This is a genomic window from Streptomyces sp. TLI_55 (genome assembly GCF_900206255.1).
Lineage (GTDB): Bacteria > Actinomycetota > Actinomycetes > Streptomycetales > Streptomycetaceae > Streptomyces > Streptomyces aquilus.
Genome location: NZ_OAOJ01000001.1, coordinates 3,247,703 through 3,269,943, shown reverse-complemented (window position 1 = coordinate 3,269,943; position 22,241 = coordinate 3,247,703). Strand labels below are relative to the sequence as shown.

The following is a 22,241-nucleotide window of genomic DNA, read 5'->3' as shown; positions in this document are numbered from 1 at the left end:
CAGGACAGTGGAGGTATGGGTGCGCACGCTCTCCACAAGGACCTGGAAGACCTGGCCGCCGAGGCGCGGGCCGAGCTCGTGGACCGGATCGACGCCAGCGGGGCCTGGGCGGACGACCCGGTGTGGCGGGAGGCCTTCGCGGCCGTACCGCGGCATCTGTTCGTGCCGTACTACTACGTCGGCGTCCGGGGCGGCTACGAACGCCGCTGGGGCGAGAGCCCCGACGCCCGCGCCCGGGAACGCTGGGTGCGCGGCGCCTACGCCGACACCCCGCTGGCCACCCGGCTGCGCGACGGCGAGCTGGTCTCCTCCAGCAGCCAGCCCTCCCTCATGGCGATGATGCTGGCCGCCCTGGAGGTCGAGGACGGCGACCGGGTCCTGGAGATCGGCGCCGGTACGGGATACAACGCGGCGCTGCTCGCCCACCGGCTCGGCGACGACGACCTCGTCACCACCGTCGACCTGGAGCCGGACATCACCGAGGCGGCCCGGCAGCACCTGGCCGCCGCCGGCCACCGTCCGGCCGTCGTCACCGGCGACGGCGCCCGCGGGGTGCCCGAGCGCGCCCCCTTCGACCGGATCATCGCGACCTGCGCCCTGACCTCGATCCCGCCGGCCTGGCTCGCCCAGTGCACCCCCGGCGCCCGCGTTCTGGCCCCGCTGGCCACCGGTCTGATCGTGCTGACCGTCCGGGACACGGGGTACGCCGAGGGGCGCTTCCTGCACACGCCCGCCTACTTCGTGCCGCTGCGCGGCGAGGGGCGGCCGGAGCCGGAGCCCACCTCGCTGGGCGGGGTGCCGCGCGCGGCGCGGGAGGACGAGCTGTTCCGCTTCCTGCTGGACCTCAGCCGGGGCAGCCTCACGCCACAGGAGGCGTATCAGCTCTGGGAGCGGGAGGGACGGCCGCCGCGCAGGCGGTACGGCCTCACGGTGAGCGGCGGGGACGAGTGGGGGTGGCTGGACGATCCGGAGGGGCCGTACGCGTGGCCCCTCCGGCTGCCGTAACGCTGCGCGCCGCTATCCGCGGCGGACCGTGATCGTCGTCCAGGCGCCCACGTGCACCCGGTCGCCGTCCTGGAGCGGCACCGGGACGAAGGGCTGGATGGGCTCCTCCGCGCCGTTGACCGTCGTGCCGTTCGTCGAGTTCTGGTCGACGACCGCCCAGGAGCCGTCGGGCTGCTGCACCAGCACCGCGTGCTGGTGCGAGACGCCCGGGTCCTCCGGCGGTACCGACAGGTCGATGTCCGGGGTGTCGCCGGTGGAGTGCCGGCGGCGGCCGATGGTGACCTGGTTGCCGGTGAGCGTGCGCTGCTGCTCGGGCGAGTACGCGGGCAGGTTGAGCCCCGCGGCCTCGGGCCCCGAACGCTGCATCATCGCCATGAAGTACTCGCGGTCCGGGCCGATGGTCGCAATCCAGGTCGCCGGTCCCGCGGGCCGCTGCTGGAAGCCGGGGCCGGGCGGGGCCTGCGTGGAGCCGGGCTGCGGGTAGCCGTAGCCGCCGGGGGCACCACCGGGGCCGCCGCCGGGGGCGTTGGAGGACGGCGGGGAGATCACCCAGTCGTCCTCGCCGCCGCCGAAGGACGGACCGCCGGGCTGTGGCCGGTTCGTCTCCTGGGGGAAGGCGGGCGGGGCGGGCGGACCGGACGGCGAGAACGCGGACGGGGCGCCGGGACCACCGGGTCCTGCGGGCGGCGTGGGGCCGGGCGGGGGCGGCACCGGACGGGAGGGGTCGTTGCCGAAGGGGGAGGAGCCGCCGGGGCCGGACGGGGCCTGCGGGGAGCCGGGCTGCGGGTAGCCGTAGCCGCCGGGGGCACCACCGGGGCCGCCTTGAGTTCCGTAGCCACCAGGACCGCCGGGGCCACCAGGCCCACTCTGCGTACCGAAGCCGCCAGGTCCGTTCGGGCCGCCGGGGCCACCCGGGCCGCCCTGCGTGCCGTAACCGCCGGGGCCGTTGGGGCCACCAGGGCCGCCGGGAGCGTTGGGACTGCCGAAGCCCCCCGGGCCGTTAGGGCCGCCGGGGCCGGACTGCGTACCGAAGCCGCCAGGCCCGTTGGGACCGCCGGAGCCGCCAGGTCCACCCTGCCCGCCGTAGCCGCCGGGACCGTTGGGGCCGCCGGGCCCGTCCTGGCCCTGGCGCTCGCTGCCGAACGGCGGGATCGGTTCGGCGGGCCGGTTCATCTGGGACGGGCGGGAGCCCTGGTACTCGTACGAGTCACCGCCGCCGTACGACGCACCCGGCGGCGGGCCCTGGAAGCGCACGCCCGGGCCGGGGGCCGGCGGGCGCGGGGCGGTCGGGGTGTACGAGGTCGCCGTGTTCGTCAGGAAGTTCCACCGGCACTCCTCGCAGAACGGCGCACCGCCCTCACGGGGCGTGCGGCACTGCGGGCAGAGCTCCGGCTCGGGGTCCGGTACGGCGGACAGGTGGGAGCGTCCGGGCTGGCCGCCGGCGCCCGGCGGGGGCGGCGGGAAGCCGTAGCCGCCACCGGGGGGCGGCGGGGGAGGGGGCGGAGGCACGGCACCGGCCATGCGGTGACCGCAGACCTCGCACCAGTCGTCGGAACCCGACTGGTGTCCGTTCGGGCAGGTCGGCATGTCGGCGCTTCCCCCTCTCACGTAAGGAGACTTCTCGGTCGCTGCTGTCTGCTTCTTCTTTACTTCTTTACACGAACAGTCTTTGTGGACCGGGTCTCGAGAGTCATCTCGTCGGCCTCCTCGACCTTCGCCTTCAACCGCACAGTACCTGTCGCGGCATCGACCACGTCCACCACCTTCGCAAGCAGTTTCGCAGTATCGGCGTTGCCGGAAGCGCTTGCGAGCTGAACGGCCCGGCCCAGTTTGGCCGTTGCTCCATCCATATCGCCCGCTTTGCGTAGATCGAGGCCTTGTTGGATGGCTTGTGCCAGTTCGGCCTGACCGGTGTAGTGGGCGACTTGGGGGTTGATCGACGTCGAGGCGACCATGTCGTCGGTCCACACCGCCCGTACCAGCCCCTGGGCGCCCAAGTTCTGTGCGCTGCCGTCGGGTTGGGGGATGACGAGGGAGACGCGGGCGGCCAGCATCTCCTGGCCGAGGTGCGCGACCGGCACCTCCACGCAGACGTGGTAGTCACGGGACTCGTCCCCCCAGGAGCCGGTGGGGTAGTCCCCGGCGCGCGGGCCCGCCTCGGTGCGGCGGTCGGTCAACTCCTCGACGGTGGGCGCGACCTGCTTGACGAACTTGATGGTGGTGCCGACCGGCGTCCACAGCCGCAACGAGACGTCGGCGACCTCCTTGCCCATCGCCGTCTCCATCATCTGCGTGAAGTCGGCGGCGAGTCCGGCCGGGTCGGCGACGATGTCGGCGGTGCCGAGCAGCGCCGAGGCGATGCCTGTGACTTCACTCACTTCCCAGTCGGTACCCACGCCCCGTGCGTCACAGGTGAAGCGTCCGGCGCAGGAGTCGAGGGCCGCCTTGAGGTCCTGGGGTGACTCGTGTTCATTGCGGCCGTCGGTGAGCAGGATGCCGTGCCGGATGGTGACGTCCGCCGAGGACAGCAGCCGGTCGGCGAGCCGCAGCCAGGTGCCGATGGCGGTGCCGCCGCCCGCGCTGAGCTTGCGCAGGGCCTGCTTGGCCTGCTCGCGGGTGGTGGCGTCGGCGACCGCGAGCCGCCCGCCGCCCGGATACACCTCCTTGGCCACGTGCGTGCCGCCGATCACCGCGAAGTGCACCCCGTCGCGCAGGGTGTCGACGGCCGCGGCCGTCGCGTCACGCGCGTTGCGCATCTTGGTCGGCGGGTAGTCCATCGACCCCGAGCAGTCGACCATGATCGCCACGGCCGCGTCCGGTCCCTGGCCCGGCGTGTAGAGATGAGGGGCCCCGGCGGCGCTGCCGATGGTGCCGCCGCCGGTCGCGGAGACCGTGACGATCGCGTTGACCTCGCGGCCGCCCTCCGGCAGGTACTCGTTCTGGTACACGTCCACCGAGAACTGCGGCACGTTGGACTTCGAGAAATTGGCCATGCCTGATCGAATCCCCCTTGAAAACCCCGCGGTTGCAGGGCGTACGACTGTGTGCGGACCGGTCCCCTCCGGTCCTGCGAGGCATCCCCGTACGAATCGGCCTCAGGCCGATCCTGCCCCCTGAGGCGGGGCGGGGAACGGCACGAGGGCCACTGTTACGTTGTCGTGGCCGCCGCCGTCCAGCGCGTGACCGACCAGGACCTGGGCGCCGTGCAGGGGGCGGACGGCGGCATCGAGCGGCACGGCCTCGGCCATCTCCTGGGCGGCCTCCGCGTAGTTCCACAGTCCGTCGGTGCACACCACCACTACACCCGGCCGGTCCGGCTTGAAGGAAGCGGTGTGCGGCTCCAGTTCGTAGGCGTCCGCGCCGAGCCAGCCGGTGATCGCGTGGGCGCGCTCGTCGGCGTACGCCTCCGCCTCGTTCATCAGGCCCGCCGCGACCATCTGCGCGGCCCACGAGTCGTCCTCGGTGAGGCGGGCCGGCAGCGCGCTGCGGTCCACCGGCACCCAGTAGGCGCGGCTGTCGCCGACCCAGCCGACGACCAGCAGCCCGGCCGTCACGACGGCGCCGACGATGGTGCAGGCCGGGGCGTTCTGGTGCGGGGCGTGCTCGCGGGCCGTCTGCGGTTCGGCGGCCAGGGCGTTGACCGCGCGGGAGGCGGCGACGATCGCCTCGTGCATCGCCTGCTGCGGGTGGGTGCCGCGCGGCAGGGCGGCCAGCAGCGACTCGCTCGCCGCCCGGGACGCGGCGAGGGAGGCGGCGTCGGGGCGGGTCGCCGAGGAGACGCCGTCGCAGACGATCGCCACGGACGCGGGCGAGCCGTCGGGCAGGGCGGTGGTGCCGACGGCGAACGCGTCCTCGTTGCGGTGGTGGCGCAGGCCGCGGTCGCTGACGGCCGCCATCGGGCCGCACTCCTGCTCCATGTGGTCGCGCTCGCGCGGCTGGGCGTGCCCGCAGTTCTCGCAGTAGCCGTCGTGGTCGACGCGGCCCGCGCGGCAGGCCACGCACACCTTGACGCCCTCCGCCGGGGTCGGCGTCTCGGCGGCCACCCGCGGGTCCGGCGCCTGGAGCGGGTACTCGTCCGGCTCCGGCGGGCGGTCGAAGCGCACCCCGGAGGCCGGGGAGACGGGGGAGCCGCTCGGCGGCGGCGGGGTCAGGCCGTGGTCGCCGGGAGTGGTGGCCACGGGTTCGTGGGTGACCGGCGCCACCGGCGCCGCGCCGTTCGCGGCGAGCGTCGCGTGGTCGTCGGGAGGTGCCGGTACGGCGGACAGGTCGTATCCGCACGCACCGCAGAAGCGGTCACCCGACTCGAGCGGCTCCGCGCAGCTCGGGCAGTTCGTCAGGGCGGCCTGCTGGGGCATCTGCGACATCAACTACACCCACGTCCGGGGGCGGTAACGGTTGGCACGTTCCACCAGGTCGATCCTCTCCTCGCCGCCCTGCGCGAGCCGGGCCAGCGTGCGGTACGAACGCTCCAGTCCGAAGCGGAGTCCCCGCTCGTCCAGCTCGCTGCCGAGCAGCACCCGGCGGGCGGCCGGGTCGGCGCCCTGGCCACCGGAGAGTACCCAGTCGAGCGCGGAGCCGAGGACTTCGGCGGACAACTGCTCCCGGCGCGCCGGATCCAGTCCGTACGCGTCCAGCGCCTCGACCTGCCCCGCCGCGGCGGTCAGGTCGTCAAGGAACGGTACGTCACCGGCGGCGGCCGTGCGTTGACGCAGCCGCGCCCGTACGGCCGCCACGCGGGCGGCGGTGTAGTGGATGGACGACTCCGGAACCGACTCCAGGGTCCGTACGGCACTGCCGCGGTCGCCGGCGGCGAGCTGGACCCGCGCGAGCCCGAAGGCGGCGCTGACATAGCTGGGGTCGGTCGCCCAGACCAGGCGGTAGTACTCGGCGGCGTTGTCGAGCTGGCCCAGCACCTCCGCGCACAGGCCGAGCGCCAGCTTCGGCGCGGGCTCGCCGGGGAAGGCGTCGTAGATGGCGTCGAAGGCGAGCGCGGCGGCTTCGTGATCGCCGGTGACGAGGGCGGCGACCCCGCGGTACCAGACCACCCGCCAGTCGTCGGGCCGCTCGCCCTCGACCCGCGTCAGCGCCTCCAGCGCGGTGTGCGCGTCGCCGTTCTCCAGCCACGCGCGGATCTGCCGCAGCCGCGTCTCGACGGACGGCGCGGGCGCGGCGGCGAGTGCCCCCAGCAGCTCCGCGGCGGCGGTCGCCATGAGCCCGGCGAGGAAGCCGGCGTTGGGGTCGGAGGGGTCGACCCGCGGCACGGGGAGGGCCAGCGCGGCGGCGGGCGTCGCCACCGGCTTGACCAGCGCCGCGCCACTCCCCGGCGTCGGAATGGCCGCAGGGAGGAGAGAGCCCGGGGCGGACCGCCGCGGAACGACCACCCGGGCCCCCAGCCGCGACACCTCCCCGTCCAGCTTCGGGAACAACTCCGTGTCCGGCACCCGCAGTTCGGGCCCGAACAGCGTCGACAGGGCAGGGCGGGCCCGCCCCGTCTGGAGCGACACGACCTCCCGCAGCACACCCGTCAGCTGCTCGGCCATCTCCTGCGCGGAGGCGAAGCGGCGGGCCGGGTCGGGGTCGGTGGCGCGGACCAGAAGGCGGTAGAAGGACTCGTACTGGCGGAAGACCTCGATGTTGTCGGGGTCGGGCAGGGAGTCCACGAAGACGTTCGTGTAGCCCTGGAAGTCGAAGGTGAGGACGGCGAGGGTGCGGGCGACCGTGTAGAGGTCGGACGCCACCGACGGGCCGACCTCGGCGACCTCCGGCGCCTGGTAGCCGACCGTGCCGTAGATGGCCGACTCGTCGTCGTCCATCCTGCGGACCGCGCCCATGTCGATGAGCTTGAGCTGGTCCTCGGTCTGGATCGCGTTGTCGACCTTGAAGTCGCAGTACAGCAGGTTTCGGCTGTGCAGATAGCCGATCGCCTCGAGCGCCTCGATGCCGTACGCGCACGCCTGCTCCACCGGCAGCGGGTCCCGCTTCCCGTCCGGGGTGCGGCGGTCGTTGGCGATCTCCTTCAGCGACTTGCCGCCGACGTACTCCATGACGATGTAGCCGTCGAGCGAGCCCGTGCGCTGGTCGAGATGCTCCACGAAGTTGTAGATCCGCACGATGTTGGCGTGCACGGTCTCCGCGAGGAACCGGCGCTCGGAGATCGCCGCCGCCATCGCGTCCTGGTCGCCGGTGTCCAGCAGACCCTTCAGGACCACCCACTGGTCCGACACCGCCCGGTCCACGGCGAGATAGACCCAGCCGAGGCCGCCGTGCGCGAGGCAGCCCACGACCTCGTACTGGCCGCGCACGATGTCGCCGGCCGCCAGCTTCGGCACGAACGAGTACGGGTTGCCGCACTTGGTGCAGAAGCCCTCCGTGCGCCCCGGACGGTCGCCGCGGGAGCGGCCCACCGGCGCCCCGCAGTCCGAGCGCGAGCAGAACCGCTTGCGCTCGGGGACCTCGGGGTTCTCCAGCACCATCGCGCGCGGATCGGGACGCGGCACGTCCGGCACCTGCACCAGCCCGGCGCCCAGCCGGCCGCGGGAGCTCGACCCGGTGCCGGAACCCGAACTGCGCACCGACACCGAGCGGCCCGTCGTACGGCCCGACAAGGAGCGTGACAGGCGGCCCGACACCGAGCGCCGGGACTTCGACGACTGGGACGTGCTGCGCGAGGTGCTGCGGCTGCTGCCGGATCGCGCACTGCCGCTGCCGGAACCGCGCGAGCCCTTGCCGCCGCCCGTGATGCCGGTCGGCGGGGAACCCACCATCCCGCTCGCCGACACCACCGGCGCGAGACCGCAGGTGTCGCAGTACAGCTCACCGCCGCCGACGTCCTCGTACGTCCCGTCGCAGTCCGGCCGCTGACAGGTCTGCTGTGCCGCCTGACTCATGCCCGGTCCTCCCCCCTACGGTCCTCTGGCCCGCTCTGCTCCGGCACGCGCGGGGCGCGCAGCAGCTCGGCGGCCGCGTGCTGGTAGCGCAGCACGGCCTGTTCGGCGACGCGCAGATCGCAGGGCGCGCTCCAGAGCATCCGGCGCGCCGCGTCGTAGCGCTCGATCAGGAACGGGTCCTCGGCGAGGCCGTGCCGGGCGACCTTCGCCTTGTACGCGTCGAGGCGGCCGCGCAGCTCCGCGCGGACCGCCAGTGGCTGGGTGACCGCGGTCAACGACTCGCGGGCGCGCAGCAGTTCGTCCTCCGCCTTCTGCTCCAGCGACTCCAGGAGCGGGGACAGGCGATGCCACTGCGCGTGTCTGCGGTACTCGGCGGCCGTCGCCAGCTGCTCCTGCAGCACGGTCGGCGGACCGCTGACGACCGGCACCTCCGTGGCCGCGATCTTCGCCAGCACCTCGCCGCGCGCGGTGCGCGCCTCGGCGAGCGTACGGTCCGCGCGGGAGAGCACGTCACGGAGCCTGATCAGCCGCTGCTCCGCGTCCTGACGCACCGTCAGCACCGCGTCGATCTCCCGGCGCACGTCCTCCAGGGCGCGCGCCTCGCGGTCGTACACCGTCGTGTCCGGACGGCCGCCGCCCGGGGCCGAGCTGCCCGGGGTGGGGTTCCAGTAGGCGAGCGGGTCGGAGACCACCTGCTCGCGCAGCTGCGTCAGCGTGCGCGTGATGCGCTCCAGGTCGTCGCCCGCCGGGTGCTCGCCCGGGCGGACGCCCACCGAGTGCGCGAGCTTGCGGGTGCGCTGGAGTTCGGCGGCCAGTAAATCTATCCGCGCGGGCAGCGCCGACCACACCGCGTCGGCGGCGACGACCATGTCGAGCGAGGTCGCGTACAGCTCGTTCATCCGGTCGACCAGCGTGGCCAGGCTGAACCGCTCGCTGAGCTTGCCCGAACCGCCGTGCAGGGTCGGGGCGTTGGCCGTCGCCGTGGCGCTGCCCGCGACCGTCACCGACTCGCCGCGCAGCAGCTCCGTCAGCTCCACCAGGTCCTCACGGCTGGACCAGCGGCGCCGCGACCTGATCTCCCGGGCGCCGCGCAACGCGTCCGTGTACGCGTCGAAGTACGCCCACAGCAGCGTGATCGACGCCTCCGCGGCGGCCCAGCGCTCCTTGGTGACACCCGTGAGCTCGGCGCCCTCCAGGAGCCTGCGGCCGGAGTGGTCCTGCAGGGCGAGGAGCGAGGTCTCGATCGCCTCGTACTCCGCGCCGAGCCGCGCCAGCGCACGGTCCACCTCGTCCCGGTCCATCACCGGCCCGGGGGGTCCCGTGACGCCCATCGATCACCTCTCGCTGCTGCTGGTCCGATAGTTGGGGGTGGTGTGCTGTGCCGTTCGATGCCCGTGCGGGTCCGTCTCAGTCCGTGCGGAGGTACTCCGCCGGTGCCGGCGGCTTCGACTTCGCGGAGTCCTTGGCCAGTGTCGCCGACAGCCACTTGTCGTACGACGCCTGCCAGCCGTTCGCGGTGTCCTTGCGGTAGTCCGCCAGGATCTGGTTGACCCGGCGTACCAGATCGTCCGCCTTCAGGTTCATCGCCACGCCGTAGTACTCGGTCGTGAACGGCTCGCCCTTCAGCTGGACCGTCGGGTCCTGGGCCGCCTGGCTCGCGGCGAGGGCGCCGTCCGTCACCACCGCGTCCACTTCGCCGAGTTGGAGGCGCACCAGGCAGTCCAGCTGGTTCGGCACCGGCTCGACGATCTTCGCCGTGGCGGGGATCCGGCCCGCCTTCTGGTCGTCCGTCAGCGTGGTGTTCGCCGTCGAACCCTCCGCCGTGCAGATCCTCTTGCCGGCGAGCGTGTCGTCGTACCCCTTGATCGGCGAGGACTTGGGGGCGAGGACCTGCTGGCCGGTCTTGAAGTACGGGGCGGAGAACGCGACCTGTCCCAGGCGCTTGCAGTTGATGGTCATCGTGCGCACCACCATGTCGACCCGGCCCTCCTGGAGCGCCGGGATGCGCTGGTTGGTGGGGATCGCCTTGAACAGCACCGCGTTCGGGTCGCCGAGGATCTCGGCGGCGATCCGGTGCACCAAGTCGATGTCGAAGCCCTCCAGCTCACCGCTGGTGCCGGCGTTGGGGTTGCGGTAGCCCCAGCGGTAGCTGTTCTGGTCCACGCCGACGATCAGCTTGCGCTTGTCGCCCACGCGGGCCTTGATCTTCTTGATGGTGTCGCCGTCCGCGCCCGACGGGGCCAGCGTCTGCTTCTCCGGCGCCTTCGCGATCTGCGGATCCTGGCAGGGGTCGTCCTCGGCGCGCGCCTGGCTGCCGTGGGCCACACCGGGGCCGCCGGTCGCCGTGCGGTCGGCGCCCTTCGACTGCGTCAGCGGCAGCAACAGCACGAACGCGAGCGCGAGGGCGCAGACCACCGCCATCGCGGCCACACCGCCCCAGCCCTTCAGCCCGGCCCGCAGACGTCGTACGTTCATCGTCACGCCCCCTCTCACCGGTACTCCGACAGCCTGCGGCCGATGCCCAGCACCGCGCCGGCCGCGCCCAGGACGGCGAGCACCGCCGCGCCCACGGTCAGGCCCGTCATCGCGTCCAGGCCGTCGCCGGCCGACTGCTCGAACTCGGTCTCCTCGTGCGCGATCGCCTTGGCGAGATTGGCGTCGACGCTGTCGAAGCACTCGCCCGTCGCGTTCTGCGGGCCGATGACCCGGTTCAGCGCCGCCTCGTAGTTGCCGTTGTCGTCCTCGTCGCGGGCCGCCTTGTGGCGGTTCTGCCACTCCTTCATGTTGCCCTGGGCCTCGGTGACCGGCTTCTCGCCGGAGTTGTCGTCGGCGAGCTTCGCCGCTTCGGCCAGGCCCGCGCCGAGGGTCTTCATGTCCTTCTGGAAGTCGCTGTCGTAAGCGTCCAGCGTCTGCTCCACGCCGTTCGCGTCCTTCACCGTCACCGTCTCGGCGCCGCGGGCGACCAGCGTGAGGTTCTCGTTGCCGCGCGCCTTCAGGGAGGCGATGCGGGCGTCGTGCAGGACGTTGAGGGAGCGGACGCCGTGGTCGTAGGAGTCGTTCAGGCCCGCGCGCGCGACGGTGTGGCCGACGACGAGCCACAGCAGGACGACGGTCGCGGTGGCGGTTGCCGCCACCAGGCCGTGGTTCAGGACCCGGTTGGTGCGCCGGTAGTTGCGGTGCTGGGCCCAGGCGAGCGCGGCGAGGACCAGGACACCGAGGGCTATCGCCGCCCACGGGTAGGGCGTCGCGTCGTCGTAGTCGGCGCGCAGGCGTTCGTTCTCACTGGTGTACAGGTCCTCCGCCGCCGGGAGCATGTCGTTCTGCATCTTCTCGTTGGCGTAGCGCAGGTACGCACCGCCGACGGGGAAGCCCTGGCGGTTGTAGGTGCGGGCGCGCTCGACCAGGCCCTTGTACTCCGGCAGCAGACGGTTGAGCTTCGTGACCGTGGCCGCGGCCGGGGAGTCGGGGTCCGAGTTCGCGGCGGCCTTCACCAGGCCGGTGGCCGCCTTGTCGATGTCCTTCTCGTAGCGGTCGCGCGAGGTCGCCGTCTCCTGGCCGCCGGCGAGGAAGCCGCTGGAGGCCGCCGTGTTGGCGTCGGCGAGGCTGCGGTAGATGTCGGCGGCGGCGCTGCTGAGCGGCTGGCTCTTGTTGAGGACGTCGTCGGCGGCGGCCGCGCGGTCGGCCGTCTGCCAGGCCGTGACGGCGCCGAACGCGATGACCAGGGCGGCGAGGAAGGCGCCGATGATGCGGAGGCGGCCGGGTTCGGTGGTGGCCGCGTGACGCAGGCGGTCGAGGCCCTCGGCGAACGCGGTGCGGCGGGGTTCGTGTGGGGTGGGGGCGGCGGCCTGGGTGGGGGAGCCGTTGCCCTGCGCCTGGGGTCCTGGTTGCGGTGGTACGGCCGGCATCGTGGGCATGCCGAGGTTCGGTGGTGGTGCCGCGCTGCTTTTCGGCGGGTGTGTCACTGTTGACCTCCCCCATGGTCATCTGTCGCAGCAAGTATCGCTGCCGGGACCGACAATGCGCACCGGCCTTCACTGGATCTTGATCGGATCGCAGTGTGTATGCCGGAATTCCGGCACCACGCAGCGGCCCGCACCACCCCCTGCCCCCTCACACGCGGGGGGAATCTGTTCGGTTCCCGATTCCCGATTCGGGTGTTCGGTGGGGGTTCGCGTTCGCGGGGGCGGTGGGGGGTGGGTCGGGGCTGCGCCGGGGGTGCGCCCGCGTCAGCGCTCGTAGTGGTCCCGGGTGCGGGCCTGGGCCGTCTTGGGTGCACCTACGTCGTCCAGGCCCAGCAGTGCTGCTCCCAGTACCGGGCTTGCCGTGACCACCTGGGGTACCGCCTTGGGGGCGTGTGCGGTGAGCAAGGTGCGTATCGCTGTGTCCAGTTGGGGGTGGCGTGCCGCCAGTACGCCACCGCCCAGGAGGACCGGGGTCTCCTCCGCCAGGAGGTCCAGGCGGGTCAGGGCCACCGTGGCCATCGCCACCACCTCTTCCGCCAGACGGTCCACCAGGGCGCGGGCGGTGGGGTCGCCGTCGGCCGCCGTGGCGAAGAGGACCGGGGTGAGTTCGTGGCGGCGGGCGGGGGCTATGTGTTCTCGGTGCAGGGCCTCTATCAGGGCGTACATCGACGGGAGGCCGAAGTGGGCGGGCAGGGTGCGGGCGAGCGTTGTGGGCTCGCCTCTGCCGTCCTCCGCCCTCGCCGCGTGCCACAGGGCCTCCTCCGCCAGGCCCCAACCGCCGCCCCAGTCGCCGGAGATGCGGCCCAGTGCCGGGAAGCGGGCGGTGCGGCCGTCGGGGCGCATGCCGACGCAGTTGATGCCGGCACCGCAGACCACGGCCACGCCGCGGGGTTCGGTGGCGCCGGCGCGGAGGATGGCGAAGGTGTCGTTGCGGACCGTGACGGTGGTGCCCCAGGCGCGGGCCCGCAGGGCTTCGGCCAGTTGCTCCTCCTCGAATGGGAAGTCCGCGTTCGCCAGGCACGCCGAGATGTGGTCGGCGGCGGTCGCCCCGGACTTGGTGAAGGCTTCGGTCACTGCTTCGGACACGGTGTCCAGTGCCGCCTCGACGCCCGTCGTGTGGGGGCGGAAGCCGCCTCCTCTTGCCGTGGCCAGGACCGTTCCGTCGGGGGCCAGGACGGCGACGTCCGTCTTGCTGTTGCCCGCGTCGATGGCGAGGACACGTGCGGTCATGCCCACGCGAGATGCTCCCGGTTGTGTGCGATCAGTCGGTCGGTGAGGTGGTCGGCGTACTCGTACTGGCCGATCAGGGGGTGGGCGAGCAGGGCCTTGAGGACGCGGTTCCGGCCGCCGTGCAGGGCCGCTTCCAGCGCCAGGTGCTCGTACGCCGTCACGTTGGCGATCAGGCCCGCGTGGAGGGGGTCCAGGGGTGGGACGGGGAGGGGGGCGGGGCCCTTCTGGCCCACCGCCGCCTGGACCTCGATCACCGCGTCGTCGGGGAGGAAGGGGAGCGTGCCGTTGTTGCGGGTGTTCACCACCTGGTACGGGCTTCCCGCGCCGGTGAGCAGGGCCGCGGCCAGGTCCACCGCCGCCTCCGAGTAGTACGCGCCGCCGCGCTTGGCGAGGAGCTCCGGCTTCTCGTCCAGGGCGGGGTCGGCGTAGAGCTTCAGCAACTGGGCCTCCATTGCGGCTACTTCGGCCGCCCGGGAGGGCTTGGTGCGTAGTTCTCGTACGACCTCGTCATGGGCGTAGAAGTAGCGGAGGTAGTAGGAGGGGATCGCGTTCAGGTGGGTGAGGAGGGCGTGGGGGAGGTGGAGATCCGCCGCTATCGCCTCGCCGTGGCGGGTCAGGAGGTCGGGGAGGACGTTCCGGCCCTCGGGGCCGCCCAGACGTACGGCTGTCTCCCAGGTGAGGTGGTTGAGGCCCACGTGGTCCAGGTGGATCTCGGAGGGGGCGACGTCGAGCAGGGCCGCGAACTTGCGCTGGAAGCCGATCGCCACGTTGCACAGGCCCACCGCCTTGTGGCCCGCCTGGAGGAGGGCCCGGGTGACGATGCCGACCGGGTTGGTGAAGTCGATCAGCCAGGCGTCGGGGTTGGTGCGGCGGACCCGCTCCGCGATGTCGAGTACCACGGGGACCGTGCGGAGGGCCTTGGCCAGGCCGCCGGCGCCGGTCGTTTCCTGGCCCACGCAGCCGCACTCCAGGGGCCAGGTCTCGTCCTGTTCGCGGGCCGCCTGGCCGCCCACGCGGAGCTGGAGCAGGACCGCGTCGGCGCCGTCCACGGCCGCGTCCAGGTCGGAGGTGGTGGTGATACGGCCGTCGTGGTGCTGCTTGGCGAAGATGCGGCGGGCCAATCCGCCCACCAGGTCGAGGCGTTCGGTCGAGGGGTCGACCAGGACGAGGTCCTCGATGGGCAGGGTGTCCCGCAAGCGGGCGAAGCCGTCGATGAGTTCGGGGGTGTAGGTCGAACCGCCGCCTACCACGGTGAGTTTCATAGCCGGACTAACCCTTCACTCCGGTGAGCGTGACACCCTCGACGAACGCCTTCTGCGCGAAGAAGAACACGAGGATCACGGGGGCCATGACCAGCACGGTCGCGGCCATGGTCAGGTTCCAGTCGGTGTGGTGCATGCCCTTGAAGGACTCCAGGCCGTAGCTGAGGGTCCAGGCGTTCTGGTTCTCCGAGGCGTAGATCTGGGGGCCGAAGTAGTCGTTCCAGGCGTAGAAGAACTGGAAGAGGGCCACGGCCGCTATCCCTGGCTTCGCCATGGGGACGACGACCCGGAGGAGGGTGCGCAGGTCGCCGCAGCCGTCCACCTTCGCCGCGTCCACGTACTCGTTCGGGATCGTCATCAGGAACTGGCGGAGCAGGAAGATCGAGAACGCGTCGCCGAACGCCATCGGGATGATCAGCGGCCACAGCGTGCCGGAGAGGTCCAGCTGCTTCGCCCAGAACAGGTACATCGGGATGATGACGACCTGTGGCGGCAGCATCATCATCGAGATCACCAGCATCAGCGAGAGGTTGCGGCCCCGGAAGCGGAACTTGGCGAGCGCGTACGCCACGGGGAGCGAGGAGACGACGGTGAGGGCCGTGCCCGCGCCCGCGTACAGGAGCGTGTTGCGCCACCAGGTCAGGAAGCCCGGGGTGTCGAAGACCCTGCGGTAGTTGCCCCACTCCCAGGTGTGCGGGATCAGGTCCCGGCTGAGGGCCTGGGTGTCGCTCATGAGCGAGGTCAGGAACACGAACACGAAGGGGAGGGTGAAGAAGAGGGCCGCGGCGAGGCCGAGGGAGTGGACCGCGATCCATTCCAGGAGCGCCTTGCGGCGGGCCGTGCGCTCGGCGGGGGAGGCGGGCGCCTTCAACTGGGCGGGCCTGTCCAGTACTTGGGTCATCGGTCAGTCACCTGCCTGGATCAGGCCGCCCCGGCGCCGCATCAGGAACGCGGTGAAGGCCATCGAGAGGGCGAAGAGCACCAGGGCCACCACACAGGCCGAGCCGTAGTCGAAGCGCTGGAAGCCGAGGTTGTAGACGAGCTGGGGGAGGGTGAGCGTGGACTTGTCCGGGTAGCCGGGCTCGAACTGGGTGCCGGCGCCCTGGATCACGCCCGAGGCGACTTTCCCGGCGATCAGGGGTTGGGTGTAGTACTGCATCGTCTGGATCACGCCGGTGACGACCGCGAACATCACGATCGGCGAGATGTTCGGGAGCGTGACGTACCGGAACCGCTGCCAGGCGGCGGCCCCGTCCAACTCGGCAGCCTCGTACTGCTCCTGGGGTACGTCGAGCAGCGCGGCCATGAAGATGACCATCAGGTCGCCGATGCCCCACAGGGCGAGCAGGGTGAGCGCCGGCTTGGACCAGGCGGGGTCGTTGAACCAGCCCGGCGCCGGGACGCCGACCTTCTCCAGGATCGAGTTGACCGGGCCCGTACCGGGGTTGAGCAGGAAGGCGAAGGCCATCGTCGCCGCCACCGGCGGAGCCAGGTAGGGCAGGTAGAAGAGGGTGCGGAAGACACCCGTACCCGTCTTGATCTTGGTGATGAGCAGGCCGATCCCGAGGCCGAACACGACCCGGAGACTGACCATCACCACGACCAGCCACAGGGTGTTGCGCAGGGCCGGCCAGAAGAACGGGTAGTGCTGGAAGACGTACGTCCAGTTCTGGGTGCCGCTCCACGTCGGCGGCTTGAAGCCGTCGTAGTGCATGAACGAGAAGTAGACCGTCGAGATCAGCGGGTACGCGAAGAAGACCGCGAAGCCGATCAGCCAGGGGGACATGAAGGCGAGGGTGCGCAGCGCCGACCTGCGGCGCTTCGACGCCAGGGTGAGGGTGCTCATCGCTACTTCGCCTGCGCGATGTCCGTGTCGATCTGCTTCGCCGCGTCCGCGAGGCCCTTGTGGAGGTCGGTGACCTTGCCGCTCTCGTAGGCGTAGCCGAGTTCCTGGACCGTGGTGAGGTACACGCCGCCGTTGACCGAGGACGGGGCGGTCGTCGAGTCCGGGTTCGCCGCGATGTCGAGGAAGGTCTTGAAGCGCGGGTCGTACTTCAGCTTCGGGGACTTCAGGGCGGCGAGCGTGGAGGGCACGTTGTGGATGGCGTTGGAGAAGTTCACCACCGCGTCCGTGTCCGTGGTGATGTACTTGACCAGCTCCCAGGCCGCGTTCTGCTTCTTGCTGGTGGCGGCGATACCGGCGATGGTGCCGGTGATGTAGCCCTTGCCGTACTGGTCGGCCTGGTCGTCGGGGACGGGCAGCGGGGCCACGCCGATGTCGAAGCCGGGCTTGGCGTCCAGGGCCATGCCCAGGCGCCATTCGCCGTCGAGCTGCATGGCGACCTGACCGGTGTGGAAGGGGTGCTTGGGGCCCCATTCGTCGCCGAGCTTGGCCCGGTAGGTCTCCAGCTTGCGGTAGCCGCCGAGGGCGTCGACCAGCTTCTTCTGGACGGTGAAGGCGGCGGCGACGGCCGGGTCCTTCGCGATCGTCGACTTGCCGTCCTTGTCGAAGTACGTGGGCGAGAACTGGCCCAGGTAGTGCTCGGTCGTGGTCTCCCAGCCGTGGTAGTTCGGCATGAAGCCGAGCTGCTTGAAGCCGTCGCCCTGGGGGATCGTCAACTTCTTGGCGTCGGCCTCGAATTCGGACCAGGTCTTGGGCGGTGAGCTGATGCCCGCCTTCTCGAAGGCCGTCTTGTTGTAGTAGAGGCCGTAGGCGTCACCGAGGAGCGGGACCGAGCAGCGGTCGCCGTCGAACTGGGTGTACTGGTTCATCGCCGCCGGGAACGTCTTGTCCGGGTCGATCTTCGCCTTCTCGAAGAAGGGGTTGAGGTCGACCAGGGCGCCGGAGGAGCAGAACCTGCCGACGGCGTTGGTGGTGAAGGACGAGATCACGTCGGGCGCCTTGGAACCGCCCGCGCGCAGCGCCTGGTTGATCTTGTCGTCGGTCATGTTGCCGACGACGTTGACGTGGATGTTGGGGTGCGCCTTCTCGAAACCGGCGACCAGCGTCTTCACGGCCTGCACCTCGGAGTCCGCGCTCCAGGCGTGCCAGAAGTTGATGGTGGTCTCGGCGGAGGCGTCGTCGTCGGCGCCGGAGCCGGCCTGGCCGGTACAGGCCGTGGTGAGAAGGGCGACGGAGGACAGCAGGGCAAAAGCCGTTATTCGGGCACGGTTGGGCATGGTGAAGTCTCCCGGGGGCGGGGAAGGGGATGAGGGAAGGGCTCAGCGCGAGGTGTCGAAGACCTCGTCGCGGGTGGCTGCCAGCGCGCTCTCCAACGCGCCGCGCAGCACGGGCTGTTCGCGTACGTCGCCGACGACGAGGTGGGGGCGGGCCGCGGCCAGCTCCGCCAGTTCGGACTGGACGAGGGCGCGGAGCCGCTCGCCGCCGGCGGTGAGGGAAGCGCCGCTCAGGACGACGAGTTCCGGGTCGAGGACGGAGACGAGCGAGGCCAGACCGGTGGCGAGGCGGGTCGCGTACGTCTCCAACAGCTGTTGGTGGGCGGGGTCTTCGGAGTGTGCGGCGCGGGCGACGAGGGCGGCGGCGACCTCGGCGTAGGGGCCGCTCGGGATGTCGTCGATGCCGAGTTCGCGGGCGAGCCGGGGGACGGCCTGGGAGCCGGCCAGCTCCTGGTAGCCGCCGCTGTTGGCCTTGGTGACCTGCCGCACCAGCGGGGTGCCCGGCACCGGCAGGAAACCGACCTCGCCCGCGCCGCCGGTCCAGCCGCGGTGCAGCCGGCCGCCGAGGACGAGGGCCGCGCCGAGGCCGCCCTCGTTCCACAGCAGGACGAAGTCGTCGTGGCCACGGGCCGCGCCGAGCCGCTGTTCGGCCACGGCGACGAGGTTGACGTCGTTCTCGTACTCCACCGGCATCGGCAGCGCGGCGGCGAGTTCGTCGAGGAGGGCCGGGGAGTGCCAGCCGGGGAGGTGGGAGGCGTAGCGCAGCCGGCCGGTGCCCGGGTCGAAGGCGCCCGGGGTGCCGATGACGAGACGGTGGACGTCGGCGCGGATCAGTCCGGCCGCCTTCACGGCGCCGTCGAGGGCTTCGGTGACCTGCTGGACGACCGGGGTGCCGGTCCTCCGGCCCGGGGTGGGCAGTTCGTACGAGCCGATCGTGCGGCCGGTGATGTCGGCGACGGCGGCGAGGATGCGTTCGGGGGTGACGTCGAGGCCGGCGGCGTACCCGGCGGCCGGATTCACCTCGTACAACTGGGCGTTGGGGCCGGGGCGGCCTTCGGTGGTGCCGCCGGCGAGGACCAGGCCCGCCGCTTCGAGGCGGGCCAGGAGCTGGGAGGCGGTCGGCTTGGACAGGCCGGTGAGCTTGCCGATGCGGGTGCGGGACAGCTGCCCGTGCTCCAGGAGGAGGTCGAGGGCGGCACGGTCGTTCATGGCGCGGAGTGTGCGCGGGGTGCCGGCCATGTGTGCCCCTCTCCCGGGAGTGTTCCGCAGCAGACTCTACGGATGATGACTGTTAGGAAGGTTTCCTATTGGATGCAGGGAACATAGGTCCGGGCCGTGGGGGAGTCAAGGGGGTGGGGGAAACCGCCCTCGGGGGAAACGGAGTCGTTACCTGCAAGTCCGGTACCGACGGCGCAACGAGTTCATCACGATCACGCCTTTTCGCAGGTCGGGGCGTGCTTCTTCACAGCTTTCCGGCTTTTCATCGATCGGCTGCGAACGTGGGTTCGGGGCGCGGTGGGGGTGGGGTGTGAGGAATTCGGTGCGACGTGCCGTGCCGGTGGTGGTGCTGGCGTGCGCGGTGGCGGGCGGTGTGTCCGGGTGCCGGGTCGGCGGGGACGACACGAGGGCGGCGGCCCAGGTGACCAAGCCGGCGGCGTCCGTTTGTACCGGCGCGATCCGATGGGGTCGGGTGAGCGAGGAACGGACCCTCGTCGCGGTGTCCCGGGTCGTCACGGTGGGCAAGGACTCCGGGGAGGTGCGGCTGTCGCCGCTCCGGGTTCGGGAGTTGGTGCCGCGGGTCGAGACGAGCGGCCCCGGGCCGTCGGCCGAGCGGGTCCTGGCGTCCCTCGACAAGCGCCTCGGGGACGCGTTCGAGGTGGCCCGGCCCGGCCGGTCGTCCGCGACCGTGGAACGCCCCGACGTCGCCGATTTCCTGGGCAGCTCGGGTCGTTTCGTGTCCGCCTGGGGTGTGCGGGCCGTCGAGGCGACCTTCACGGCGGACTGCGGCACTGCGACGCCCGTGTACGGCAGCGTCAGCACCTGGTACGGCAACAGCGGCGCCTCGCTGCGGTGCGGCAGGGACCCCGCCGAGCACGGCAACAAGGAGCGGTGGGTCACCGAGGCGTACACCCTGGCCTGCGGAGACGGCTCATGAAGCTGCTCCTGGCGTGCTGGCGGGCGGCCGTGGACATCCAGTCGCCGCTGATGGTCGTCCAGTTGCTGGTCGGCCTCGTCGACGACGGGTTCACCTGGAGCAACCTGGGGCGGGAGCTGGTGACCGCGCTGCTCACCTGGGGCACCCTCAGCCTGCTCTGGGCGGTGCTGGTGTGGGCGTGGCTCCGGCGCCGGTCGCGGACGGCCGGGCTCGCGTTCTCCGCGCACGTCCTGGACGAGCGGCAGTCGCACCTGCTGCGCTCGGCGGACCTCTCCGACGGCTGGCAACAGCGCATACGCGACCGGCTGACCTCCTCCGACCGGGCCTTCCTCATCGCCGGGAAGGGGCCGGAGATCGCCGACAAGGGCCAGGAGGAGGTCCGCTTCCTGTGGCGCCCGGGCCGCCGCGCGGACGACTCGGTGCACGGCTCCCTGTCCTTCGACGCGGCCGCCGGAACGGTCCGCGTCGACCTCCGCGAAGGCGAGCGCCACCTCGGCGTGGCCGGCCTGCGCAAGGGCACGTCGTACGTCGCGATGTGCCAGGTGGCGCGGGAGCTGGAGCTGAGGGGAACGGCCGCGGGATGACGGAAGGGCGGCACCCGGGGTCACACCGGGTGCCGCCCTCCTCGTACCGGCTGCTACTTCGGCACGCTCGGTGGGGCCAGCGGGGTGGCCGCCTCGGCCTGGGGGGACGACGTGTTGGAGTAGACCGAGGGGGCCGCCACGGCCGCCGTCGGGTCGGGGGCCGGCTCGGGGTCCGCCGCCACGGCCGGGCCGCCGACGATGTCGATGTCCGCCGCGTCGAAGGCGTGCTTGAGGCGCCAGCGCAGTTCGCGTTCCACCGTCAGGGCCTTGCCCGGCATCGTCTTCGCGGAGACGCGCACGACCATCGAGTCGAGCAGGAGGCTGTCGAGACCCAGCACCTCGATCGGGCCCCACAGGAGCTCGTTCCAGGGCTCCTCCTTGCTCATCCGCTCGGCGACCTCGTCGATCGTCGCCTTCACCTTGTCCAGGTCCTCGGACGCGCGCAGGGTGACGTCGACGCCGGCCGTGGCCCAGCCCTGGGAGAGGTTGCCGATGCGCTTGACCTCGCCGTTGCGGACGTACCAGATCTCGCCGTTGTCGCCGCGCAGCTTCGTCACGCGCAGGCCGACCTCGATGACCTCGCCGGCGGCCACGCCCGCGTCGATGGTGTCGCCGACGCCGTACTGGTCCTCAAGGATCATGAAGACGCCGGAGAGGAAGTCCGTGACCAGGTTGCGGGCGCCGAAACCGATCGCGACGCCCGCGACACCGGCGGAGGCCAGCAGCGGGGCGAGGTTGATCTCGAAGGTGGCGAGGATCATCAGCGCGGCCGTGCCCATGATCAGGAAGCTGGCCACCGAGCGCAGCACCGAGCCGATCGCCTGGGAGCGCTGGCGGCGGCGCTCCACGTTCACCAGCAGGCCGCCGAGCGCCGTGCCGTCGACCGCCTGGACCGTGCGGTTCATCCGGTCTATCAGCTTGGTGATCGCCCGCCGCACCGCGACTCTCAGCACCGCCGCTATCACCAGGATCAGCAGCACGCGCAGCCCGATCGCCAGCCAGGTCGACCAGTTCTGCTCGACCCAGCTCGCGGCGTTCGTCGCGCTCTCCTGGGCGTCCTGGAGCGAGGGGACGGTCGCGACCCCGCTCTCCGACGGAGAGGGCGACGGGGTCGCGGTCGCGGCCAGTAGGACGGCGGGCAAGGACACGGCAGGTACCTCCAGGTGCTGCGTCCGCCGCCCGGCGGATGGTCAAGGTCACGGAAAGGTCACCGGGCGGCAGACCCACCACACTAACGGTGCATCGTGTGGGGATCGTTGCGATGTTCGAGGGAGAGACCGTGCTCACCTGGGGATGAAGAAAGCAGTGGTCGCAGGTGTGGTCGAAAACACTCCCAGCCCGTTACCGGGAGATGGTGGCGCTTCCACCAGGCATGAGGGGAGACTGACTACAGATCGTCCCGGCGCAAGCCACGCGCCGCCGACGCCCAAGGAGGCATCCGTGCCGCATGTCCTGGTCCTCAACGCGTCGTACGAGCCACTGGGCGTCGTACCGCTTCGCCGCGCGCTCATCCTCGTTCTCGAAAACAAGGCCGTGTGCCTCGAGGAGTCCGGCGCCTTCATGCACAGCGCAACCGTCACAGTCCCCGCACCAAGCGTGGTCCGGCTCAAGCGATTCGTCCGGGTTCCCTATCGGGGGCCCGTTCCTCTTACCCGTCGCGCGCTCTTCGCGCGGGACGGCGGCCGGTGCATGTACTGCGGTGGCGTCGCAACCAGCGTCGACCACGTCATCCCGCGCAGCCGCGGGGGCAAGCACGTGTGGGACAACGTGGTGGCCTCGTGCCGCCGCTGCAACCACGTGAAGGCCGACCGACACCTGTTCGAGATCGGCTGGCGGCTGCGCCACAAACCCGCTCCGCCCACCGGCCTGGCCTGGCGCATCATCGGGACCGGGCACAGGGATCCGCGCTGGCTGCCGTACTTGCAGCCGTACGGCGCGGACGACGCCCTGGCCCGGATCGACGGCATCTCCGCCTGACG

General features: G+C 71.7%; 19 protein-coding genes. 5 read left to right on the top strand and 14 right to left on the bottom strand.

The features are described from left to right. Positions 1-15 precede the first annotated feature (15 nt). Positions 16-1,005: a methyltransferase domain-containing protein gene (locus tag CRP56_RS15115; RefSeq protein ID WP_097264230.1), complete on the top strand. Its 990-nt coding sequence runs from the start codon at positions 16-18 to the stop codon at positions 1,003-1,005. Positions 1,006-1,017: 12 nt separating this feature from the next. On the opposite strand, the gene CRP56_RS15110 is transcribed toward CRP56_RS15115, so the two are convergent. From CRP56_RS15110 to CRP56_RS15095, 4 genes are all read right to left on the bottom strand, one after another. Continuing rightward, positions 1,018-2,592 carry an FHA domain-containing protein gene (locus tag CRP56_RS15110; RefSeq protein WP_097264228.1) on the bottom strand — a complete coding sequence of 525 codons (1,575 nt, stop codon included), beginning with the start codon at positions 2,590-2,592 and terminating at the stop codon, positions 1,018-1,020. Positions 2,593-2,651: 59 nt separating this feature from the next. Continuing rightward, positions 2,652-3,998, bottom strand: a complete 1,347-nt coding sequence (locus tag CRP56_RS15105) for a vWA domain-containing protein (protein WP_097264226.1) — start codon at positions 3,996-3,998, stop codon at positions 2,652-2,654. 102 nt (positions 3,999-4,100) lie between these two features. Beyond that, the gene (locus tag CRP56_RS15100; RefSeq protein WP_179851025.1) at positions 4,101-5,372 is read right to left on the bottom strand and encodes a PP2C family serine/threonine-protein phosphatase; all 1,272 of its coding nucleotides are present in this window, start codon (positions 5,370-5,372) and stop codon (positions 4,101-4,103) included. Continuing rightward, a complete protein-coding gene (locus tag CRP56_RS15095; protein ID WP_441349497.1) occupies positions 5,373-7,502 on the bottom strand; it encodes a tetratricopeptide repeat protein in 2,130 nt (709 codons plus the stop codon). It lies immediately after the preceding gene. A 52-nt stretch (positions 7,503-7,554) separates the two neighbouring features. Here CRP56_RS15095 and CRP56_RS49470 point away from each other — a divergent pair, with 52 nt between their 5' ends. Then, on the top strand, positions 7,555-7,866 hold the full coding sequence (locus tag CRP56_RS49470; protein ID WP_441349496.1) for a hypothetical protein: 312 nt from the start codon (positions 7,555-7,557) through the stop codon (positions 7,864-7,866). A gap of 22 nt (positions 7,867-7,888) precedes the next feature. Here CRP56_RS49470 and CRP56_RS15090 read toward each other — a convergent pair whose 3' ends face one another. The 9 genes from CRP56_RS15090 to CRP56_RS15050 all read right to left on the bottom strand — a co-directional run bounded on the left by CRP56_RS15090 (position 7,889) and on the right by CRP56_RS15050 (position 18,762). Continuing rightward, positions 7,889-9,223: a hypothetical protein gene (locus CRP56_RS15090; RefSeq protein ID WP_097264221.1), complete on the bottom strand. Its 1,335-nt coding sequence runs from the start codon at positions 9,221-9,223 to the stop codon at positions 7,889-7,891. A 76-nt stretch (positions 9,224-9,299) separates the two neighbouring features. Then, positions 9,300-10,367 (bottom strand): glutamate ABC transporter substrate-binding protein, encoded by a 1,068-nt coding sequence (locus CRP56_RS15085; protein WP_097274069.1) that lies wholly within the window; start codon positions 10,365-10,367, stop codon positions 9,300-9,302. Between the two features lie 14 nt (positions 10,368-10,381). Further along, on the bottom strand, positions 10,382-11,797 hold the full coding sequence (locus tag CRP56_RS15080) for a hypothetical protein (protein WP_097274067.1): 1,416 nt from the start codon (positions 11,795-11,797) through the stop codon (positions 10,382-10,384). A 321-nt stretch (positions 11,798-12,118) separates the two neighbouring features. After that, positions 12,119-13,084 carry an N-acetylglucosamine kinase gene (locus tag CRP56_RS15075; protein ID WP_179851024.1) on the bottom strand — a complete coding sequence of 322 codons (966 nt, stop codon included), beginning with the start codon at positions 13,082-13,084 and terminating at the stop codon, positions 12,119-12,121. Beyond that, on the bottom strand, positions 13,081-14,346 hold the full coding sequence (locus CRP56_RS15070) for a 6-phospho-beta-glucosidase (protein WP_097264216.1): 1,266 nt from the start codon (positions 14,344-14,346) through the stop codon (positions 13,081-13,083). The genes CRP56_RS15075 and CRP56_RS15070 overlap by 4 nt, the downstream gene beginning before the upstream one ends. Positions 14,347-14,353: 7 nt before the next feature. Beyond that, a complete protein-coding gene (locus CRP56_RS15065; protein WP_097264214.1) occupies positions 14,354-15,247 on the bottom strand; it encodes a carbohydrate ABC transporter permease in 894 nt (297 codons plus the stop codon). A gap of 3 nt (positions 15,248-15,250) precedes the next feature. After that, entirely contained in the window at positions 15,251-16,192 is a 942-nt protein-coding gene (locus tag CRP56_RS15060; protein ID WP_097264212.1) for a carbohydrate ABC transporter permease, read from the bottom strand. 2 nt (positions 16,193-16,194) lie between these two features. Further along, complete coding sequence (locus tag CRP56_RS15055; RefSeq protein ID WP_097264210.1) at positions 16,195-17,526, bottom strand: ABC transporter substrate-binding protein; 1,332 nt, start codon at positions 17,524-17,526, stop codon at positions 16,195-16,197. Positions 17,527-17,568: 42 nt separating this feature from the next. Continuing rightward, on the bottom strand, positions 17,569-18,762 hold the full coding sequence (locus tag CRP56_RS15050; RefSeq protein ID WP_097264208.1) for an ROK family transcriptional regulator: 1,194 nt from the start codon (positions 18,760-18,762) through the stop codon (positions 17,569-17,571). 301 nt (positions 18,763-19,063) lie between these two features. Between CRP56_RS15050 and CRP56_RS15045 the strand changes: the two genes are divergently transcribed. Further along, positions 19,064-19,678, top strand: coding sequence for a hypothetical protein (locus CRP56_RS15045; protein WP_143664909.1), 615 nt, complete (start codon positions 19,064-19,066; stop codon positions 19,676-19,678). After that, the gene (locus CRP56_RS15040) at positions 19,675-20,262 is read left to right on the top strand and encodes a hypothetical protein (RefSeq protein ID WP_097264205.1); all 588 of its coding nucleotides are present in this window, start codon (positions 19,675-19,677) and stop codon (positions 20,260-20,262) included. Before CRP56_RS15045 ends, CRP56_RS15040 begins: the two co-directional genes overlap by 4 nt. A gap of 53 nt (positions 20,263-20,315) precedes the next feature. On the opposite strand, the gene CRP56_RS15035 is transcribed toward CRP56_RS15040, so the two are convergent. Beyond that, a complete protein-coding gene (locus tag CRP56_RS15035; protein ID WP_097264203.1) occupies positions 20,316-21,410 on the bottom strand; it encodes a mechanosensitive ion channel family protein in 1,095 nt (364 codons plus the stop codon). A gap of 292 nt (positions 21,411-21,702) precedes the next feature. Between CRP56_RS15035 and CRP56_RS15030 the strand changes: the two genes are divergently transcribed. Continuing rightward, the gene (locus tag CRP56_RS15030) at positions 21,703-22,239 is read left to right on the top strand and encodes an HNH endonuclease (protein ID WP_079308460.1); all 537 of its coding nucleotides are present in this window, start codon (positions 21,703-21,705) and stop codon (positions 22,237-22,239) included. The last annotated feature ends 2 nt before the right edge of the window (positions 22,240-22,241 follow it).